Below are 16,243 nucleotides of genomic sequence, written 5' to 3' on the forward strand. Positions count from 1 at the left end.
AATAATTTAGATATGTAAATTTTTATTAAACGGATCGGAGCGGGGATGATTAAGGTATGATAGGACAAGCACATTTGTCTGAAGTGCAAATAAAATCGGGATAAGTGCAATTAAAATAATGGAAAGTAAAAATAAAAAAGCTAGAACTGAAAACAAATTCTTGAAACTGCAAATAAAATTAGTGGAACTACAAATAAAAAAGTTAATTCTGCAAATAAAATCGCTCAAACTGCAAATAAAACAGCTAATCCAAAATAAAATTGAGCAGAAAGCACAAAAATTGAAAGAAATAACCTTAAAATAGTTTCAGAGAAGACCAAAAACGAAACAAGATTCAGCAAAACAAAAAGAGAAGGCATAAATTCCTTCTCAGTGTGATAAAAGTAATAAATCTTGATTTTCATATCGTTTTATAGAAAAATCCTCAAATTCAACCTTAATTATTTCGAAAGATTTTCTTCTTCTACTTTTTTATAGAATTGTCCTTTTTCAATGTATTCTCTACGAATTCGATCCATATCAGTGATGTCTTCTTCTGTTAATTCACGGACTACTTTAGCAGGTCTACCAAACGCTAATGTATTAGGAGGTATTACTTTTCCGCCTGGAACTAAGCTACCTGCACCAATCATTGCACCTTCACCGATTTCGGCACCGTCTAAAACGATTGAACCCATTCCAACCAATGCATTCTTTTTAACTGTACAACTATGTAAAATAACGCTATGTCCAATTGTTACGCCATCTTCTAAAATTAGAGGGCATTTTGGACTTTGGTGTAGAACAGATAAATCTTGAACATTTACATCATTTCCAATGATTGTATCATTAACGTCGCCACGGATTACTGCACCAAAAAATACACTACTATTTGCTCCAATTGTGACAGAACCGGTAACAGTTGCAGTTGAAGCGATAAAAGCTGATGGTTCGATTTTGGGTTGCTTCCCTTTGTATGGTAATATCATACTATACCGTTGCCAAGCATATAAAAAATACGATGATTGTTTAGTTGAAATTGTCTAAACAACAAGGCAACGTAGTTCACCTCCATAATATTTACTTCAATATGAGTATAACTTATTTCACCAATATGTAATTAATGAAAAATAGGGAGGAGTGAAAAAATGTCACTACCTAAAAATCCGATACAATTAATGCCGAAAGTTTATAAAGCTGTTTTTCCTTTAGTGCATCAGGAATTAAACTATTGGAGAAATTTTGCAACGACAATCCCAGATCCAGAACTTAGAAAACAAGCATTAATGAGTATCGATACAAAAACATTCCATTGTGAAGGTGGTGCAATTTTAGCATTACTTTCTGAAAAGAATTTAAAACCAGTAATAGAGTTTATCGTTGCATATCAAACAATTAGTGATTACTTAGATAATTTATGCGACCGTAGTACTTCGCTTGATCCAGTTGATTTTGAAGCACTACATGAGTCAATGATTGATGCAGTAAAATGTCAAAAATCAGATCAAATGTATTATCGCTTCCGAGAAGAACAAGATGATGGTGGATATTTACGTGCACTAGTTTCAAAGTGTCATAGTAGTTTAAATCAATCGAAGCATTATGAGGGAATTAAAGAGTACTTAGTCCAACTTGCTGATTATTATTGTAAGTTACAAATACATAAGCATGTAAAAAAAGAAGAGCGAGTTCCTAGATTAACAAATTGGTTTGAAAAATATCAGCCAGATCTTTCTGACTTAGAATGGTATGAATTCTCTGCGTGCGCAGGTTCAACTCTTGGGATTTTTTGTTTAGTTTCTTATTCATTTAACGAAGTAATTTCTGAAGAATTATTTGAACAAGTTTATAAAAGTTATTTCCCTTATGTACAAGGACTTCATATACTACTAGATTATGTAATTGATCAAAAGGAAGATGAAGAAGGCGGAGATTTAAATTTCTGCAGTTATTATCCTTCTAAAGATGTCATGTTAAATAGGATTGAGTATTTTTCAACTAAAAGTGATCAAGCCTTAAAAGATTTAAAAGACTATCGTTTTCATCGAATGATATGTCAAGGATTGCTAGGCATTTACTTGGCCGATAAAAAAATGGCAGGACCAGACGAGATGAAAAGGATTAGAAGAGGGATTGTTAAAAACGGTGGCTTAACATCATTCTTTTTCTATGGAAATGCTAAGTTATATTTTAAATTAAAAGAGTTAAAGGCGAGTAATAGAAGAGTGAAGGAATCAGTTTAAAAATTAAAAGCAGATTGTATCATACTTATACAATCTGCTTTTATTTATGGTCTTTTTTCCTCTAAAATATTATATCTAGACCCATATGCCATCTAGGGTCATGGCATAGTTGATCTATTACTCTCTGTGAAAAATTTACTCTCAGTGAAAAATAACTTCATAAGTGGTGGAGTTACAATTGTTGTGATTAGTACCACTATAACAAGGATTGCAAACATTTCCTTACTTAAAAGATTATTTGCTAAACCTGTGGATGCCATAATCAGTGCAACTTCACCGCGTGATACCATTGCTGAACCGATTCCGAGTGAATTTTTAGTTGGAAATCCCGCCAGTTTTGCTCCTAATGCACCACCAATTAGTTTCGTTAAAATAGCGATAATACTTATCATAATAATAGTCGGAATCGAATGACTCAACCCCGTAAATTGAACTGATACACCTATTAAAGTGAAAAACACAGGTACAAATACAGAGTAAGCAATAGTTTCGACCTTTTCAAAGACCTCTTGTTTAAACTTAGTAACGGATATCGAAATTCCTGCGATATAAGCTCCGATTATTGCAGCAATACCTGTTTGGTCTGCAAAGGCTGAGAATAAGAAGCAAACTATTAAAGCTGCAGAGATTAGTGTTTCTGATACGTTTAGTTTTATAAATCTTTTTAGGAACCAAGGTACAATCTTCCAACCGATTAATATGGCAAATGTAAAAAATATAAACTTTTTAAATAAAAGAATTGGTAAACTAACTGCGCTACCACTGAAACTCATAACAAATGCTAATGCTATGATGACAACAATATCATCAATTACGGCAGCTCCTAAAATTGTTGCCCCATCTTTTGTTTTAAGTTTACCCATTTCTTTTAATGTAGCCACAGAAATACTTACGCTAGTTGCAGATAGGATCAGCCCTAAAAAAATAGCTTCAAATTGGCTTAAATTTATGGAAATACCATAAAGATAACCTGAGAATAATGGGAATAGTATTCCGAGTACCCCTACATAAGAAGAAGCTTTCCCAGTTCGTTTAAATTCATTAAGATCAGTTTCTAAACCTGCAATAAACATAAGTAAAATGACGCCAATTTCGCTCATTTCATGTAATGTTTCTGTTTCAGTAATGATTCCAAGAACAGCTGGACCTAGTATGATTCCTATTAATAGCTTTCCTAAAACTGAAGGCTGACCAAGCTTTGTACTTAGATCCCCAAAAACTTTAGAGGCAATCAATATAATAGCAAGTTGCACATAAAGCATAAACTCATCTCCCGTCTGAACGCATAAAAAAAGAACCTGCCACGATAGGTTAAGTAAATTACACACTTATCCTAATCGTGACAGGCTCCTCCGTACAATGCATTTAATTTAATATAATTATAAACTAATATTGACTATGAAAACAAGTTTAAGTAATGAATTTGTCTCAATATAAATAGAAAATTAGTTTAATAGAATTAATAAAATAAGTGAAATAAAGTAAGCAAAATGAAGGAGTATAAACGATATGGCACTTTTAATTTTTCGAAAAAATAACATATATTTTAGGACAAAAGAATGAAAAAAAATTAAAATCATACTCCCAAAGAAACCATAAAAATACCCATAAATTACCCAAAGGGTCATCTGATTGACTTGTGAAGATTCTGTATGAAATCCTCTATATAATGAAACAAGGTAAAAAACTGACCAGTAATTGATGAACGCAATTAATCCAATTAATAATAATATCCAATTCGAATTCCGTAAAATGAACTGAAAAACATTACGAAATATTTTATTCAAATTGTTTAGGTTTGTAGTCAACTCTTCACACCCCTAGAGTTGGTTTATATCAATCAACTACTATTTGGTTTGTATGAAAAAATCAATTAAGTGGTTATATCTTTACATAATATTCAATTGATTCCATGAATACGCCGTAATTAGATATTATTAATAATTTTTTGTAAATTTCTATAGATCGATAAAGTTACTTGATAAATAAATTTTATGTTTTATCCAAAGGGGGTATGTTCTTAATAAAAAACTTTGATCTGTTTTTAAAACTTCATTACAAAAAAAGAGGCCCAATAAGTACAATGACTTAAGGGGCGCTTTTGTTAATTTAATTTTTAGTTGGTTCAATTTGAGTAAATATATCTCGATGAACTCTTTTCATTTCTTCAAAAAATTGCTCACGTTTAATATTATTATTATCTAATATTTCTTTAAATGAATTTGTTTTACCCTTTTGAGCGATGATATTTTCCAAAGGTTTATTTGAAAGTTTTGATACAACTGCGATAAATATTAATTTCTTCATTTCCATTTTATGTTGCTCAACAGCTTTATTTATATTAGCTTCAGGTTGGTTTAAGTAATTTGAAATATACTTAACAACTTCCTTTTTGTGGTTTTCTAACATTTTATTTGCTTTTTTGTTGTGGTGATGATGTCTATGATGCTCACCATCATCTGTTGTTGCATCATGATCATGATGTGGATGGACATAATAATTTGCTGCCGCAATGTTTTCGGCATTTACTGAAATTGTACTAAGTGTAAAAAGACTAACTACTGCACCTGCAAAAATAGCTTTTTTCATTTTGATTACCTCTTTTCTTATTTTGATTTTTTTATCTTTACCAATTTCCCAAGAAAAATTTACCATAAATGATTTTTTAATGAATTTTTAAGATATTTATAATGGTTATGAGGAGGTCAAAACAAAATTCTATAATTGTACTTTTGGGAAATTTGGGGCCAAAATAAAAAAACTGTCTTAAATTAGACAGTTTTATCCAAGCTGTTGAAAAAAGAATTTGTCAATTAAATTGTTGGATTGATTATTGATAACTAAGTTGTGTCATATTGATTTCCACTACAGGGTGCTCGCTTTCCATGGGGCGAGATTCTTGAGCCTCCTCGGCGCAGCCTGTGGGGTCTCAGCCTTCCCGCATGTCCCATAGGAGCCTAGCACCCTTCCGTTCCAATCAAGTTCTTTATAAAAAAAGAATAATCTTAAAAACAATAGAATAGTCAATTGAACGAATGAATTACCCTTTATTAATCAAATGGTAACTTATGATGACGACTTACACATCTTTACAAATATTGATCGTCAAAAAAGAAGATATTTTAATTTCTGCAAGTTAGTTAAAATATTTATATATCAACCAAAATCACTTGTTTATCAATAAGATTACAGATAAAACAATAATAAATAGACTATTTTTTCATAAAAATTCATTTAATGTTTGTATTTTCAATATTGACTACAATATATTTCAACACACTGAAAAAAACTGTCTAAAATTAGACAGTTTTTTCTTAAGCCCTTTTTTCAATTGCTAATATAAAAGGGGGATTATTTGCTTGATTTATAAATCGATAAGTTAATACATGTGCCAAGTCTTGAGGGATGTTTTGAGCAAAGTTCATTAATGCATCTTTTTCAATTTCTCCGCCTTCATGACCATGATAAATCACGATTACGATAATCCCTTCTGGAGCCATCATTTCGAGTATTTGTTCAATTGCAGAAATGGTTGACTCGGGTACTGTTACAATTGATTTATCACTACCAGGTAAATAACCAAGATTAAAAATTGCACCTTTTAATTTTTCGTGAAAAGAAGCAGGGATTACTTTTTTTACTTCTGCGTGACTTCTTTGCAAAAGTGTAACTTGATTGCTTAAATTTTCATTATTGATTCTTTCGGTCGTCTTTTGTACAGCTAATTCTTGGATATCGAATCCGTATACATGACCAGTTTCACCAACCAATTTTGCTAAAAATACAGTATCATGACCATTACCTATTGTGGCATCAATGGTAATATCGCCTTCTTTAACAGTTGATTGGAGAAGCTTTCTAGCATACGGTAAAATACGATCTAGAATCATGTTAATTGTACTCGATTATTTGCGAATTTACCTTGCCAGCTATTTCTACGTTCAAACTCACGATCAATTGCATTCAATACTTCCCATTTTTTTAAGCTCCACATTGGTCCGATTAATAAGTCTGGTGGACCGTCTCCAGTAATACGATGTACGATTACATCACTTGGAATGATTTCAAGCTGATCAACGACTAAGTTAATATAAGCGTCAAAATCCATGAATTCAACTAATCCTTTTTCATATTGCTTCATCATTGCTGTACCTTTTAATAGGTGAAGTAAGTGAATTTTAATTCCTTGGATATCAAGTTTAGCAACTTCCATCGCAGTTTCCATCATCATTTCTGGAGTTTCAAGAGGTAACCCGTTAATAATATGTGAACAAATACGGATGTTGTGCTTTCTTAATTTTTCTACGCCTTCTACGTAAGTTTTATAATCATGTGCACGATTAATAATATTTGCAGTTTTTTCGTGAACAGTTTGTAATCCTAATTCAACCCATAAATAAGTTCGTTTATTTAAATCTGCAAGATATTCAACAACATCATCTGGTAAACAATCCGGTCTTGTTGCGATTGATAAACCTACTACGCCTTCTTGCTCTAATATTGGTTCGAACTTTTGTTTTAATACTTCTACTGGTGCGTGAGTATTTGTGTAGGCTTGGAAATAGCCTAAGTATTTTCCGTTTTGCCATTTCTCATGCATTTTATCTTTTATTTTATGAAATTGAGTTACAACATCCTCAGCTCGATCTCCTGCAAAGTCGCCCGAACCAGATGCGCTACAAAAAGTACAACCTCCAAATGCAACTGTACCATCTCTATTTGGACAATCAAATCCAGCGTCAATTGAAACTTTAAAAACTTTTTCGCCAAATTGTTGTCGTAAATGATAATTCCACGAATGATATCTTTTATGATCTATTGTATATGGAAAAGGATTGTTTTTTGTCATTCCTCATCCCTCCCTTAATTTAAGTCAATATTATCGATTTTATCATGCTCTAAAAAGAAAACCAAATGGAAAAACCTTTCTTATTTGTAAAGAAATAATTGTACTCTGATTGAAAGGTTCGGAAATACTATCCTTGAGGTAACCTACATATCGGATACTTCATTAAAGTCTCAAAGGAGGTATTTTCTTGGGAATAACAGATCGCGCATACGGACAAGAACAAGTACAAAAAGCAAAATTAGCGTATGATTACGCAGTAGAGCAATTAGAAATTGGTATGAGACAAGAGCATTATAATGATATTGAATATTCACAAGCACAAGCAGGGATTGAAGAAGCACTTATTGAGCTTGAAAAAGTTGCAAACCTTGCAAATGCAGAAAATAAAGATGAATTCTATCGTTTACGTCGACAATTAACACAGTTACAACATCAAATGATTATAACTCCGCACTAAAGGAGATTAGAATATGCAAGAATACGTTCGCGAATATACTCTACTTGGGAGGAATCCAAAAATGGTAAAGAAGAAATCAAAAAGTAATAACCCTGAACAAACAACAAAAAATAAAACAAAAACAGAATTCTCAGGTGAACTTTCTGCTGTAGATCAAGTGAAAATAAATAACTCTAAAAAAGGTCAACCACAGAGATCAAAGCAGGGGTAAGGCAGGAAAAAGGGAATAGCGAGAGCAAAAGAAAAGGAAGGCATGCCTTCCTTTTTTCTTTTCATTTGGTAATTTTAGGGTTTATATGGTGCTTTTCTAATACTTTCTAGTTTTTTTGTCCTTTTTATCTCTCCACACTTAATGCGTGCCTCTTGAAACTAGGAAGATTCTCCTCTACAATTAATGAGTTAACGAGATAAAAATAGATAAAAAGGGACAGCTTTGAGGGGAGTACGGGATGCCAAAAAAACTATGGTTTTTGTTAATCGGTATGATTTTAAATGTAACAGGTAATTCTTTTTTATGGCCATTCAATACAGTATATATCCATACGTATTTAGGAAAGTCCTTGTCTGTTGCGGGGCTTATTTTAATGTTTAATTCATTGGCTGGTGTATTTGGTAATATGCTCGGTGGCTGGCTTTTTGATAAGTTTGGGGGATATAAGTCAATCCTAACTGGCATTAGTATTACGTTTTTGTCGATTCTAGGTTTGGTAATTAATCATACTTGGACATTTTACAGTTGTTTCTTTGTAATATTAGGGTTTGGAGTCGGTATCGTATTTCCATCAATGTATGCGATGGTTGGAGCGGCATGGCCAGAGGGAGGTCGTAAAGCTTTTAATGCAATTTATGTAGCACAAAATCTTGGTGTTGCGATTGGTACGGCTTTAGGTGGAATTGTTGCAGATTTTAATATTAATTATATTTTCTCCGCTAATTTGCTATTATATATTATTTTCTTCTTAGTAGCTTTATTTGGATTTAGAGATATTGGTGTACCAAAGCAATTAAAAGAAGCTCATGTAGAAAAAGCAGAAAAACAAAAATTTTCATTTACTCCTTCAATGAAGGCTCTGATGATTGTTTGTGTTGCGTATGTTTTATGTTGGTTAGTTTATGTGCAATGGCAAACTACGATTGCTTCAGAAATGCAAAATCTGCATATTGGATTAAAAAAATATAGTCTGTTATGGACTATAAATGGTGCGCTTATTGTCTTAGCTCAACCAATCGTATCAACTGCGATACGTAAATTTGAGTTAAGTATGAGAAAGCAAATGTTGTTTGGAATTGGATTCTTTATTGCTTCGACCATTCTTGTGAGCACTGCCGACCAGTTCTCAATGTTTATGACAGGTATGATCATTTTAACAATTGGAGAAATGTTCGTCTGGCCTGCAGTACCAACTATTGCGAATATGCTTGCTCCAAAAGATCGTATAGGAATGTATCAAGGGATTGTAAATAGTGCAGCGACGGTTGGAAGAATGCTTGGACCTGTTATTGGAGGAGCACTTGTTGATACTTTTAATATGAGGGTATTATTTATCATATTAGTTGTCTTTTTAGTAATAAGCATGGTCTTCTCTGTGCTTTATGAAAGATTAGCAAAAAAAGTAGTAAAAGCTGAAAATCAAACTTTTGCTTCTTAAAAATAGGCAATGTATAATTGACCTTTTTCTTTGGTTATAATAAAATGGTATAAATTAAATCTAAATGATCGGCTATGATTGGGAATAGTAGTGAATATGAAGAGGTTTAGAGAGTTGACGGCTGGTGAAAGTCAATCCATTCTATTCATGAACTCGCCCATAAGCCACATTTGTGAACGGTGTTTACCAAGTAATAAATGTCGTGTTCCACGTTACGGAAACAAGTGAATGTATTTTTACATTAATTTGGGTGGTACCGCGGGAAATCCTCTCGTCCCTTTTGGGATGGGAGGATTTTTTTATTTGTAGGCCGCTAGGACCACAGCCGAGCCATTTATACATGAAAAAAGGAGGCAATAATATGAGTTTTAATCATGGTACTATTGAACAGAAATGGCAGAAGTATTGGTTAGAAAATAAAACGTTTAAAACAACTGACGATACAAGCAAGCCGAAATTTTATGCACTTGATATGTTCCCTTATCCATCTGGAGCGGGATTACATGTAGGTCATCCAGAAGGGTACACAGCTACTGATATCCTTTCAAGAATGAAAAGAATGCAAGGCTATAATGTACTTCATCCAATGGGTTGGGATGCATTTGGTCTACCTGCAGAACAATATGCATTAGATACAGGTAATGACCCTGCTGAGTTTACTGAAAAGAATATTAATACTTTCCGAAATCAAATTCAGGCATTAGGATTCTCATATGATTGGGATCGTGAAGTAAATACAACTGATCCTAATTATTACAAATGGACTCAATGGATTTTCCTAAGAATGGTTGAAAAAGGATTAGCTTATGTAGATGAAGTTCCTGTTAACTGGTGCCCAGCTCTTGGTACAGTTTTAGCTAATGAAGAAGTAATCGATGGTAAAAGTGAGCGCGGAGGACATCCGGTTGAGCGTCGTCCAATGAAGCAATGGATCTTAAAAATCACAGCTTATGCTGATAGATTATTAGAAGATCTAGAAGAATTAGATTGGCCTGAAAGCTTAAAAGAAATGCAACGTAACTGGATAGGCCGTTCTGAAGGTGCTGAAGTTTACTTTAATGTTGATGGATTCGATGAAAAAGTAACAGTATTTACAACGCGTCCAGATACATTATTCGGTGCAACTTATGTTGTATTAGCTCCAGAACATGATTTAGTTAATAAAGTTACAACAGCTGATCAAAAAGATGCAGTTGAAGCATACATCGATTCAGTTAAATCGAAAAGTGATCTAGAAAGAACTGATTTAGCGAAGGATAAAACAGGCGTTTTCACAGGAGCATACGCAATTAACCCTGTAAATAACGAAAAGCTTCCAATTTGGATTGCTGATTATGTACTTGCAAGCTATGGAACTGGTGCAGTTATGGCAGTACCAGGACATGATGAGCGCGATCACGAATTTGCAGTTAAATTTAATTTACCAATCGTTGAAGTTGTTGAAGGTGGAGACGTTCAAAAAGAGGCTTACGCTGGAGATGGCAAACATGTTAACTCTGATTTCTTAAACGGTTTAAATAAAGAAGAAGCACTTGTAAAAATGATCGAATGGTTAGATTCTTCAAAAGCAGGTGAGAAAAAAGTTACCTATCGTTTACGCGATTGGTTATTCTCTCGTCAAAGATATTGGGGAGAGCCAATTCCAGTAATTTTCTGGGAAGATGGTACTATGACAGTTGTTCCTGATGAGGAATTACCATTAATTCTTCCGAAAACAGAAGATATTCGCCCAAGTGGTACTGGAGAGTCACCATTAGCGAATATTACTGAATGGGTTAATGTAGTTGATCCAGTAACAGGTAAAAAAGGAAGACGTGAAACAAATACAATGCCACAATGGGGCGGAAGCTGCTGGTATTACTTACGTTATATTGATCCAAATAATAACGAAGCAATCGCAGATTCTGAATTACTAAAGCATTGGTTACCAGTTGATGTATATATTGGAGGAGCAGAGCATGCAGTGCTTCACTTACTATACGCTCGTTTCTGGCATAAATTCCTTTATGATTTAGGTGTAGTTCCTACAAAAGAGCCATTCCAAAAGCTATTCAACCAAGGAATGATCTTAGGGGAAAATAATGAAAAAATGTCTAAGTCTAAAGGAAACGTTGTAAATCCTGATGATATCGTTGCTAGCCACGGTGCTGATACATTACGCTTATATGAAATGTTTATGGGTCCATTAGATGCATCAATCGCTTGGTCAGAAAATGGATTAGATGGTTCTCGTCGCTTCTTAGACCGAGTATGGCGTTTATTTGTTACTGATAATGAAGAGCTTTCAGATAAAATTGTTGAAGGCGTTACTTCTAGCAGTCTTGAAAAAACATATCACCAAACAGTAAAGAAAGTAACAGAGGACTTTGAAGGTTTACGCTTTAACACTGCAATTTCACAAATGATGGTGTTTATTAACGAAGCATATAAAGCTGACCAATTACCAAAAGAAATGGTTGAAGGTTTCGTAAAATTAATAGCACCAGTTGCTCCTCATATCGGTGAAGAGCTTTGGAGTAAACTAGGGGCTAGTGATTCAATCGCATATGCTACATGGCCAGCATACGATGAAGCTAAACTTGTAGAAGACGAAATTGAAATCGTAGTACAAATTAATGGTAAAGTAAAAGCGAAATTACTTGTTGCAAAAGATGCTTCTCGTGAGCAAATGGAGCAAATTGCATTATCAGACGATGCAGTTAAGGAACAAGTTGAAGGTAAAACTGTTCGAAAAATCATTGCTGTACCAGGTAAATTAGTAAATATCGTTGCTAACTAAATAGCTAATTCGAAAAAACCTCTTATGAGGTTTTTTCTTTGTTTATTACTTATTACCTAACTCAAGATCCCTATATGAGTAAGTAAATTTCATCATTTTGCTTATTTACTAACGCATGAACCCTTTAAGAAAGAATCAAGTTGGCAAGAAAATTGTGTTTACTTTGCCCTAAAGACTTTTGTAAATAGAACTACTTATGTTTAATCTGCAAATTTATCCAATTAAACTTACTTTTTGCATAGAAAATAATTAGTTGTTAAGATGTTGCTATAAAGAAAGGATGAATAAAGATGAATACGATTTCTGCAAATGAAGTTAAAGAGCGTTTAGAATCAGGAGAAACGCTATTTTTAGTAGATGTACGAGAGGACTATGAGGTTGAGTACGGGAAAATTCCTGAAGCAGTTCATATTCCAATGGGGCAAATTCCTAGCAAATTAGATGTTTTTAATAAAGAATTTGAATACATTTTTATTTGTAAGGCAGGCGTTCGTAGTGAGAATGTTTGTGAATATTTAAATGAGTTAGGCTATAAAGCGATCAACATGGAAGGTGGAATGATGGCCTGGGAAGGCGAGATCGAATAAAAAAATCAGTCTGTATCCATATTTTGTCTAACTACTGAAATCCAACGTTTTTGTTGGATTTTTTTATTTTTTTGGTTTAAATTGGGCTAATGTTTTTTGACATAATGTATATTAACCATGGAGTTGTGACATATATTAAAGTAGAACCTCATATATTTTTTCATTGAGGTCTTTGCTTGTTAGAAAGGAGGGGGTTGATTTGCCTAAAACATTAAAAATTGATATTACCGATAAAATAATTGGTAAATTTAAAGATGGGCATATGGAGTTGTATTCTTCAAAGTATTTAATTGGAAAGTTTTACTTTAAAGACTTAAAACAATCTTTCCAATTGGCAGATGGGTATGTTGAAGAGGATGGACGATTCTATTTATTAGTGAACTTGCAACACGAACAATCGAACGCTCGCCTTTGACCTTAAATTAGGGACGGTGGATTTGTGCCAAAGAAAAATATAATAATTGAAAAGCATAAGTTAATATTAGAAAATCAGTTTGATTGTTTTTCGAATACAACTATGGCAATAACCTTGGGGAATAACAGTTTAACTTTTATAAAGTTTCTTATGAAACAATCCTTATGCTTTTCTATATGTAAAGATTATAGGACCTAGCGAAAAAATGTATTCGTTCGGTCCTTTGTTTATTTGTTAAAAATTCGTTTGAGAGTATTCTGCAGCTGATGCTCCTGCTAATCTACCAGTTACCAAAGCAGCGGTTATGTTGTAGCCACCAGTGTAACCATGAATATCTAATATTTCTCCACAAAAATAAAGACCATTCATGATTTTAGATGACATTTCTTTTGGATGAACTTCCTTTGTTGATACGCCACCACCTGTAACGAATGCTTTCTCAATTGAAAGAGTGCCGTTTACTACAAATGAAAAGCTCTTAAATAATTGGACAAGCTCTCTTAATTTCATAGTAGCGATTTCATTACAAGGAGTTGCCTCATCAATTCCACATTTTGAAAGCAGAAATAGTAAATATCTTTCAGGTACATAACCTTTAAGTACGTTCTTAATCGCTTTTTTTGGTTCTTCTTTTAGAATACTGTTTACTTCTTGAAATAGTGATTCCTCGTTTTGCTCTGGGAAACAATCAATCGCCATCAATACATTTTTTGTTTTAAACTTTTGTTGTACTTTATATACAAATTGGCTACAACGTAGTGCGGCTGGGCCTGAAATTCCAAAATGAGTAAAGAGCATGTCCATTTTATGGGCTATCACTTTTTTGCCTTTTGGATTTAATACACTTAATTCTATGTCTCTTAAAGCAAGGCCTTGCAATGATTTATTTTGAATGAATTCTTCGCTTGAAGTAATAGGTACTTCTGTAGGAAAGAGTTCAGTAATTGTATGACCAGCTTTTTTTGCCCAAGCATACCCGTCACCCGTCGAACCAGTGTGTGGAACAGATTTACCACCTACCGCAAGGACTACACTTTTTGAGTGAATGACTGTTCGATCATCCAATAAGATTCCTACTACTTTACCATCTTCATAGAGTACGTCTTTAACGGTTCTATTCGTTTGAATATCTACATGATGTTTTTTTAGTTTTTGCATTAATGCATTTAATACTGATTTTGAGTCATTTGAAACAGGAAACATTCTCCCGTGATCCTCTTCTTTTAATGCGACTCCCATGTTTTCAAAAAACTGTATGATATCCTCGTTATTATATATAGAGAATGCGCTATATAAAAACCGGCCATTTCCAGGTATATGCTTAATCACTTCCTCTATAGGTAAGCGATTTGTTACGTTACAACGACCACCACCTGATATAAGGAGTTTTTGTCCTAATTTAGTTCCTTTTTCAAGTAAAAGTACTTTAGCTTTGTTTTCAGCAGCGCTAATTGCGGCCATCAGACCAGAAGTTCCGCCACCAATTACAATCACGTCATAAACCATTATTTCACTACTTTCGTTACAAATTTCTTTTAGTAAGTTTACCATTATTTCAAGTAAGCTCCAACTTCTTATCATTTTTTAATTTTTTCTTTTTATATGATATGGTAAGATAGATTAGTTAGTTTGATCGAGAATTGGTAGGAGGCAGTTTATGTCAGATTCAAAATTGCTACGAGGTACCTTCATATTAACTGCTGGTACGTTTTTAATAAAATTTCTAGGAATGATTTATACATTCCCTTTTTATGCGTTAGTTGGTTCAAAAGGGTCTGCATTATATAATTATGGCTACGTTCCATATACATTGTTCATCAGTATAGCAACTGCAGGTGTTCCGTTAGCTGTTGCAAAGTTCGTTTCGAAGTACAATGCTATTGAAGAATATGAAACAAGTAGAAGGCTTTTTCATGCAAGTCAGCTACTCCTAATATGTACAGGTATTTTTTCATTTTTAACGTTATATATCATTGCACCTTATATTGCACCTCTTATGATTCCAAAGGATTCAAAAGGTAATAGTGTAGAAGATGTAGTTACAGTTATGCGAATAGTAAGTACTGCATTAATATTAGTACCTTCTCAAAGTTTATATAGAGGTTTTTTCCAGGGGCATCAATCAACAGGCCCAACTACTGTTTCTCAGCTAATTGAACAAATTGTACGTATTGTTTTTACACTAGTTGGAAGTTATATCATTCTAAAAGTTATGGGTGGAACAATTACTCAAGCAGTAGGCTTATCGACGTTTGCAGCTACAATTGGTGCTGTAGGTGGTATTTTAAACTTACTATGGTATTGGAGAAAGCGAAAAGTTCATTTAGATGAACTTCTACCAAAATCAAAAGGATTAATCTATCCTACTAAAATAGAAATGTTTAAAGAGTTATTTTCTTATTCAATTCCATATGTGTTTGTTGGACTTGCAATCCCGTTATATCAGTTAGTGGATCAGTTTACATACAATAGAGCAATGGAATCAATTGGATTAAAAGATATTGCAGAGAATACTTATGTAATGTTTTCATACACAAGTCACAAACTAGTAATGATTCCAGTGTCATTAGCAACGGCATTTGGTTTAACACTTGTTCCCGCTATAACTGAAGCATTCGTAAATAACAATCATAAAAAGCTACAAAGTCAAATTACCCAAACCTACCAGGTTGTATTTTTCCTTACTCTTCCTGCTGTAGTAGGTATATCAGTTTTGGCTGAACCGATTTATAGTGCTTTTTATCAAAAAAGTACACTTGGTGGAAGTATACTAGGCTTTTATGCTCCAGTAGCTTTATTGTATTCACTTTTCACAGTAAATGTAGCCATTTTACAAGGTTTAGATAAACAAAAATATGCGATTATTGGTTTAATAGGCGGAGTAATATTAAAAATTGTATTAAATGTTCCATTAATCTATTTATTTAAAACATATGGTGCGGTATTAGCGACCGCGTTAGGCTATTTATTTTCAATCGTATACAATTTCTATTATATTCGTAAAAATGCGCAGTTCTCTTTCAATAAAGTGTTTAGAAGGATCATCTTTATGATTATCTTATCTGGAATAATGGCCGGAGCGGTTTATGCTGTAGAATACTTATTAGGATTCTGGTGGACTTATAAAGATGGTAGAATGATTTCAATGTTCCTTGTCATCATTGGAGCAATTGTAGGGGCTATTGTTTATTTAGGTGTTGCATACAAATTAAACTTATTTGAAATTATTTTAGGAGCTCGTTTAAAGAATCGTTTTAAGTTTGGAAAAAGAGGATAAAAATATAT

Annotated in this window: 14 protein-coding genes and 1 other annotated feature; of the genes, 8 read left to right on the forward strand and 6 right to left on the reverse strand. The window is 33.3% G+C overall.

Features of this window, described 5'->3' with window-relative positions; genetic code table 11:
- Positions 1-440: 440 nt before the first annotated feature.
- Complete coding sequence (locus EP747_RS16515) at positions 441-968, reverse strand: gamma carbonic anhydrase family protein (RefSeq protein WP_129691211.1); 528 nt, start codon at positions 966-968, stop codon at positions 441-443.
- 159 nt (positions 969-1,127) lie between these two features.
- Here EP747_RS16515 and EP747_RS16520 point away from each other — a divergent pair, with 159 nt between their 5' ends.
- Positions 1,128-2,222, forward strand: a complete 1,095-nt coding sequence (locus EP747_RS16520) for a tetraprenyl-beta-curcumene synthase family protein (protein WP_129691212.1) — start codon at positions 1,128-1,130, stop codon at positions 2,220-2,222.
- Positions 2,223-2,320: 98 nt separating this feature from the next.
- On the opposite strand, the gene EP747_RS16525 is transcribed toward EP747_RS16520, so the two are convergent.
- From EP747_RS16525 to EP747_RS16540, 4 genes are all read right to left on the reverse strand, one after another.
- On the reverse strand, positions 2,321-3,484 hold the full coding sequence (locus EP747_RS16525) for a cation:proton antiporter (protein WP_129691213.1): 1,164 nt from the start codon (positions 3,482-3,484) through the stop codon (positions 2,321-2,323).
- Between the two features lie 847 nt (positions 3,485-4,331).
- Positions 4,332-4,811 (reverse strand): hypothetical protein, encoded by a 480-nt coding sequence (locus tag EP747_RS16530; RefSeq protein WP_129691214.1) that lies wholly within the window; start codon positions 4,809-4,811, stop codon positions 4,332-4,334.
- A gap of 725 nt (positions 4,812-5,536) precedes the next feature.
- A complete protein-coding gene (locus EP747_RS16535; protein WP_129691215.1) occupies positions 5,537-6,112 on the reverse strand; it encodes a class I SAM-dependent methyltransferase in 576 nt (191 codons plus the stop codon).
- The gene (locus EP747_RS16540) at positions 6,109-7,071 is read right to left on the reverse strand and encodes a TIGR01212 family radical SAM protein (protein WP_114346696.1); all 963 of its coding nucleotides are present in this window, start codon (positions 7,069-7,071) and stop codon (positions 6,109-6,111) included. The genes EP747_RS16535 and EP747_RS16540 overlap by 4 nt, the downstream gene beginning before the upstream one ends.
- A 193-nt stretch (positions 7,072-7,264) precedes the next feature.
- Between EP747_RS16540 and EP747_RS16545 the strand changes: the two genes are divergently transcribed.
- From EP747_RS16545 to EP747_RS16570, 6 genes are all read left to right on the forward strand, one after another.
- Positions 7,265-7,528: a DUF2524 family protein gene (locus EP747_RS16545; protein ID WP_129691321.1), complete on the forward strand. Its 264-nt coding sequence runs from the start codon at positions 7,265-7,267 to the stop codon at positions 7,526-7,528.
- 61 nt (positions 7,529-7,589) lie between these two features.
- Positions 7,590-7,739: a glycogen biosynthesis protein GlgD gene (locus EP747_RS16550; RefSeq protein ID WP_129691216.1), complete on the forward strand. Its 150-nt coding sequence runs from the start codon at positions 7,590-7,592 to the stop codon at positions 7,737-7,739.
- A gap of 238 nt (positions 7,740-7,977) precedes the next feature.
- Positions 7,978-9,177: an MDR family MFS transporter gene (locus tag EP747_RS16555; protein WP_129691217.1), complete on the forward strand. Its 1,200-nt coding sequence runs from the start codon at positions 7,978-7,980 to the stop codon at positions 9,175-9,177.
- A 65-nt stretch (positions 9,178-9,242) separates the two neighbouring features.
- Positions 9,243-9,459: a binding site (T-box leader), on the forward strand.
- Between the two features lie 79 nt (positions 9,460-9,538).
- Positions 9,539-11,956 carry a leucine--tRNA ligase gene (gene leuS / locus EP747_RS16560; protein WP_129691218.1) on the forward strand — a complete coding sequence of 806 codons (2,418 nt, stop codon included), beginning with the start codon at positions 9,539-9,541 and terminating at the stop codon, positions 11,954-11,956.
- 290 nt (positions 11,957-12,246) lie between these two features.
- Positions 12,247-12,543, forward strand: a complete 297-nt coding sequence (locus EP747_RS16565) for a rhodanese-like domain-containing protein (RefSeq protein ID WP_129691219.1) — start codon at positions 12,247-12,249, stop codon at positions 12,541-12,543.
- A gap of 199 nt (positions 12,544-12,742) precedes the next feature.
- Entirely contained in the window at positions 12,743-12,958 is a 216-nt protein-coding gene (locus EP747_RS16570; RefSeq protein WP_069034724.1) for a DUF2553 family protein, read from the forward strand.
- 234 nt (positions 12,959-13,192) lie between these two features.
- Here the strand turns inward: EP747_RS16570 and EP747_RS16575 are convergent, their stop codons facing one another.
- A complete protein-coding gene (locus tag EP747_RS16575; protein WP_129691322.1) occupies positions 13,193-14,464 on the reverse strand; it encodes an NAD(P)/FAD-dependent oxidoreductase in 1,272 nt (423 codons plus the stop codon).
- 151 nt (positions 14,465-14,615) lie between these two features.
- On the opposite strand from EP747_RS16575, the gene EP747_RS16580 reads away from it, so the two are divergent.
- The gene (locus EP747_RS16580) at positions 14,616-16,235 is read left to right on the forward strand and encodes a putative polysaccharide biosynthesis protein (protein ID WP_129691220.1); all 1,620 of its coding nucleotides are present in this window, start codon (positions 14,616-14,618) and stop codon (positions 16,233-16,235) included.
- Positions 16,236-16,243 lie beyond the last annotated feature (8 nt).

The sequence above is a fragment of the Gottfriedia acidiceleris genome (assembly GCF_004138285.1).
GTDB classification, from domain to species: Bacteria; Bacillota; Bacilli; order Bacillales; family Bacillaceae_G; genus Gottfriedia; species Gottfriedia acidiceleris_A.

Bases quoted from the DNA above. Each gene is read 5' to 3' on its own strand.
- EP747_RS16515 (WP_129691211.1), bottom strand. From the start codon at position 968: ATGATATTACCATACAAAGGGAAGCAACCCAAAATCGAACCATCAGCT.
- EP747_RS16520 (WP_129691212.1), top strand. From the start codon at position 1,128: ATGTCACTACCTAAAAATCCGATACAATTAATGCCGAAAGTTTATAAA.
- EP747_RS16525 (WP_129691213.1), bottom strand. From the start codon at position 3,484: ATGCTTTATGTGCAACTTGCTATTATATTGATTGCCTCTAAAGTTTTT.
- EP747_RS16530 (WP_129691214.1), bottom strand. From the start codon at position 4,811: ATGAAAAAAGCTATTTTTGCAGGTGCAGTAGTTAGTCTTTTTACACTT.
- EP747_RS16535 (WP_129691215.1), bottom strand. From the start codon at position 6,112: ATGATTCTAGATCGTATTTTACCGTATGCTAGAAAGCTTCTCCAATCA.
- EP747_RS16540 (WP_114346696.1), bottom strand. From the start codon at position 7,071: ATGACAAAAAACAATCCTTTTCCATATACAATAGATCATAAAAGATAT.
- EP747_RS16550 (WP_129691216.1), top strand. From the start codon at position 7,590: ATGGTAAAGAAGAAATCAAAAAGTAATAACCCTGAACAAACAACAAAA.
- EP747_RS16555 (WP_129691217.1), top strand. From the start codon at position 7,978: ATGCCAAAAAAACTATGGTTTTTGTTAATCGGTATGATTTTAAATGTA.
- leuS (WP_129691218.1), top strand. From the start codon at position 9,539: ATGAGTTTTAATCATGGTACTATTGAACAGAAATGGCAGAAGTATTGG.
- EP747_RS16565 (WP_129691219.1), top strand. From the start codon at position 12,247: ATGAATACGATTTCTGCAAATGAAGTTAAAGAGCGTTTAGAATCAGGA.
- EP747_RS16575 (WP_129691322.1), bottom strand. From the start codon at position 14,464: ATGGTTTATGACGTGATTGTAATTGGTGGCGGAACTTCTGGTCTGATG.
- EP747_RS16580 (WP_129691220.1), top strand. From the start codon at position 14,616: ATGTCAGATTCAAAATTGCTACGAGGTACCTTCATATTAACTGCTGGT.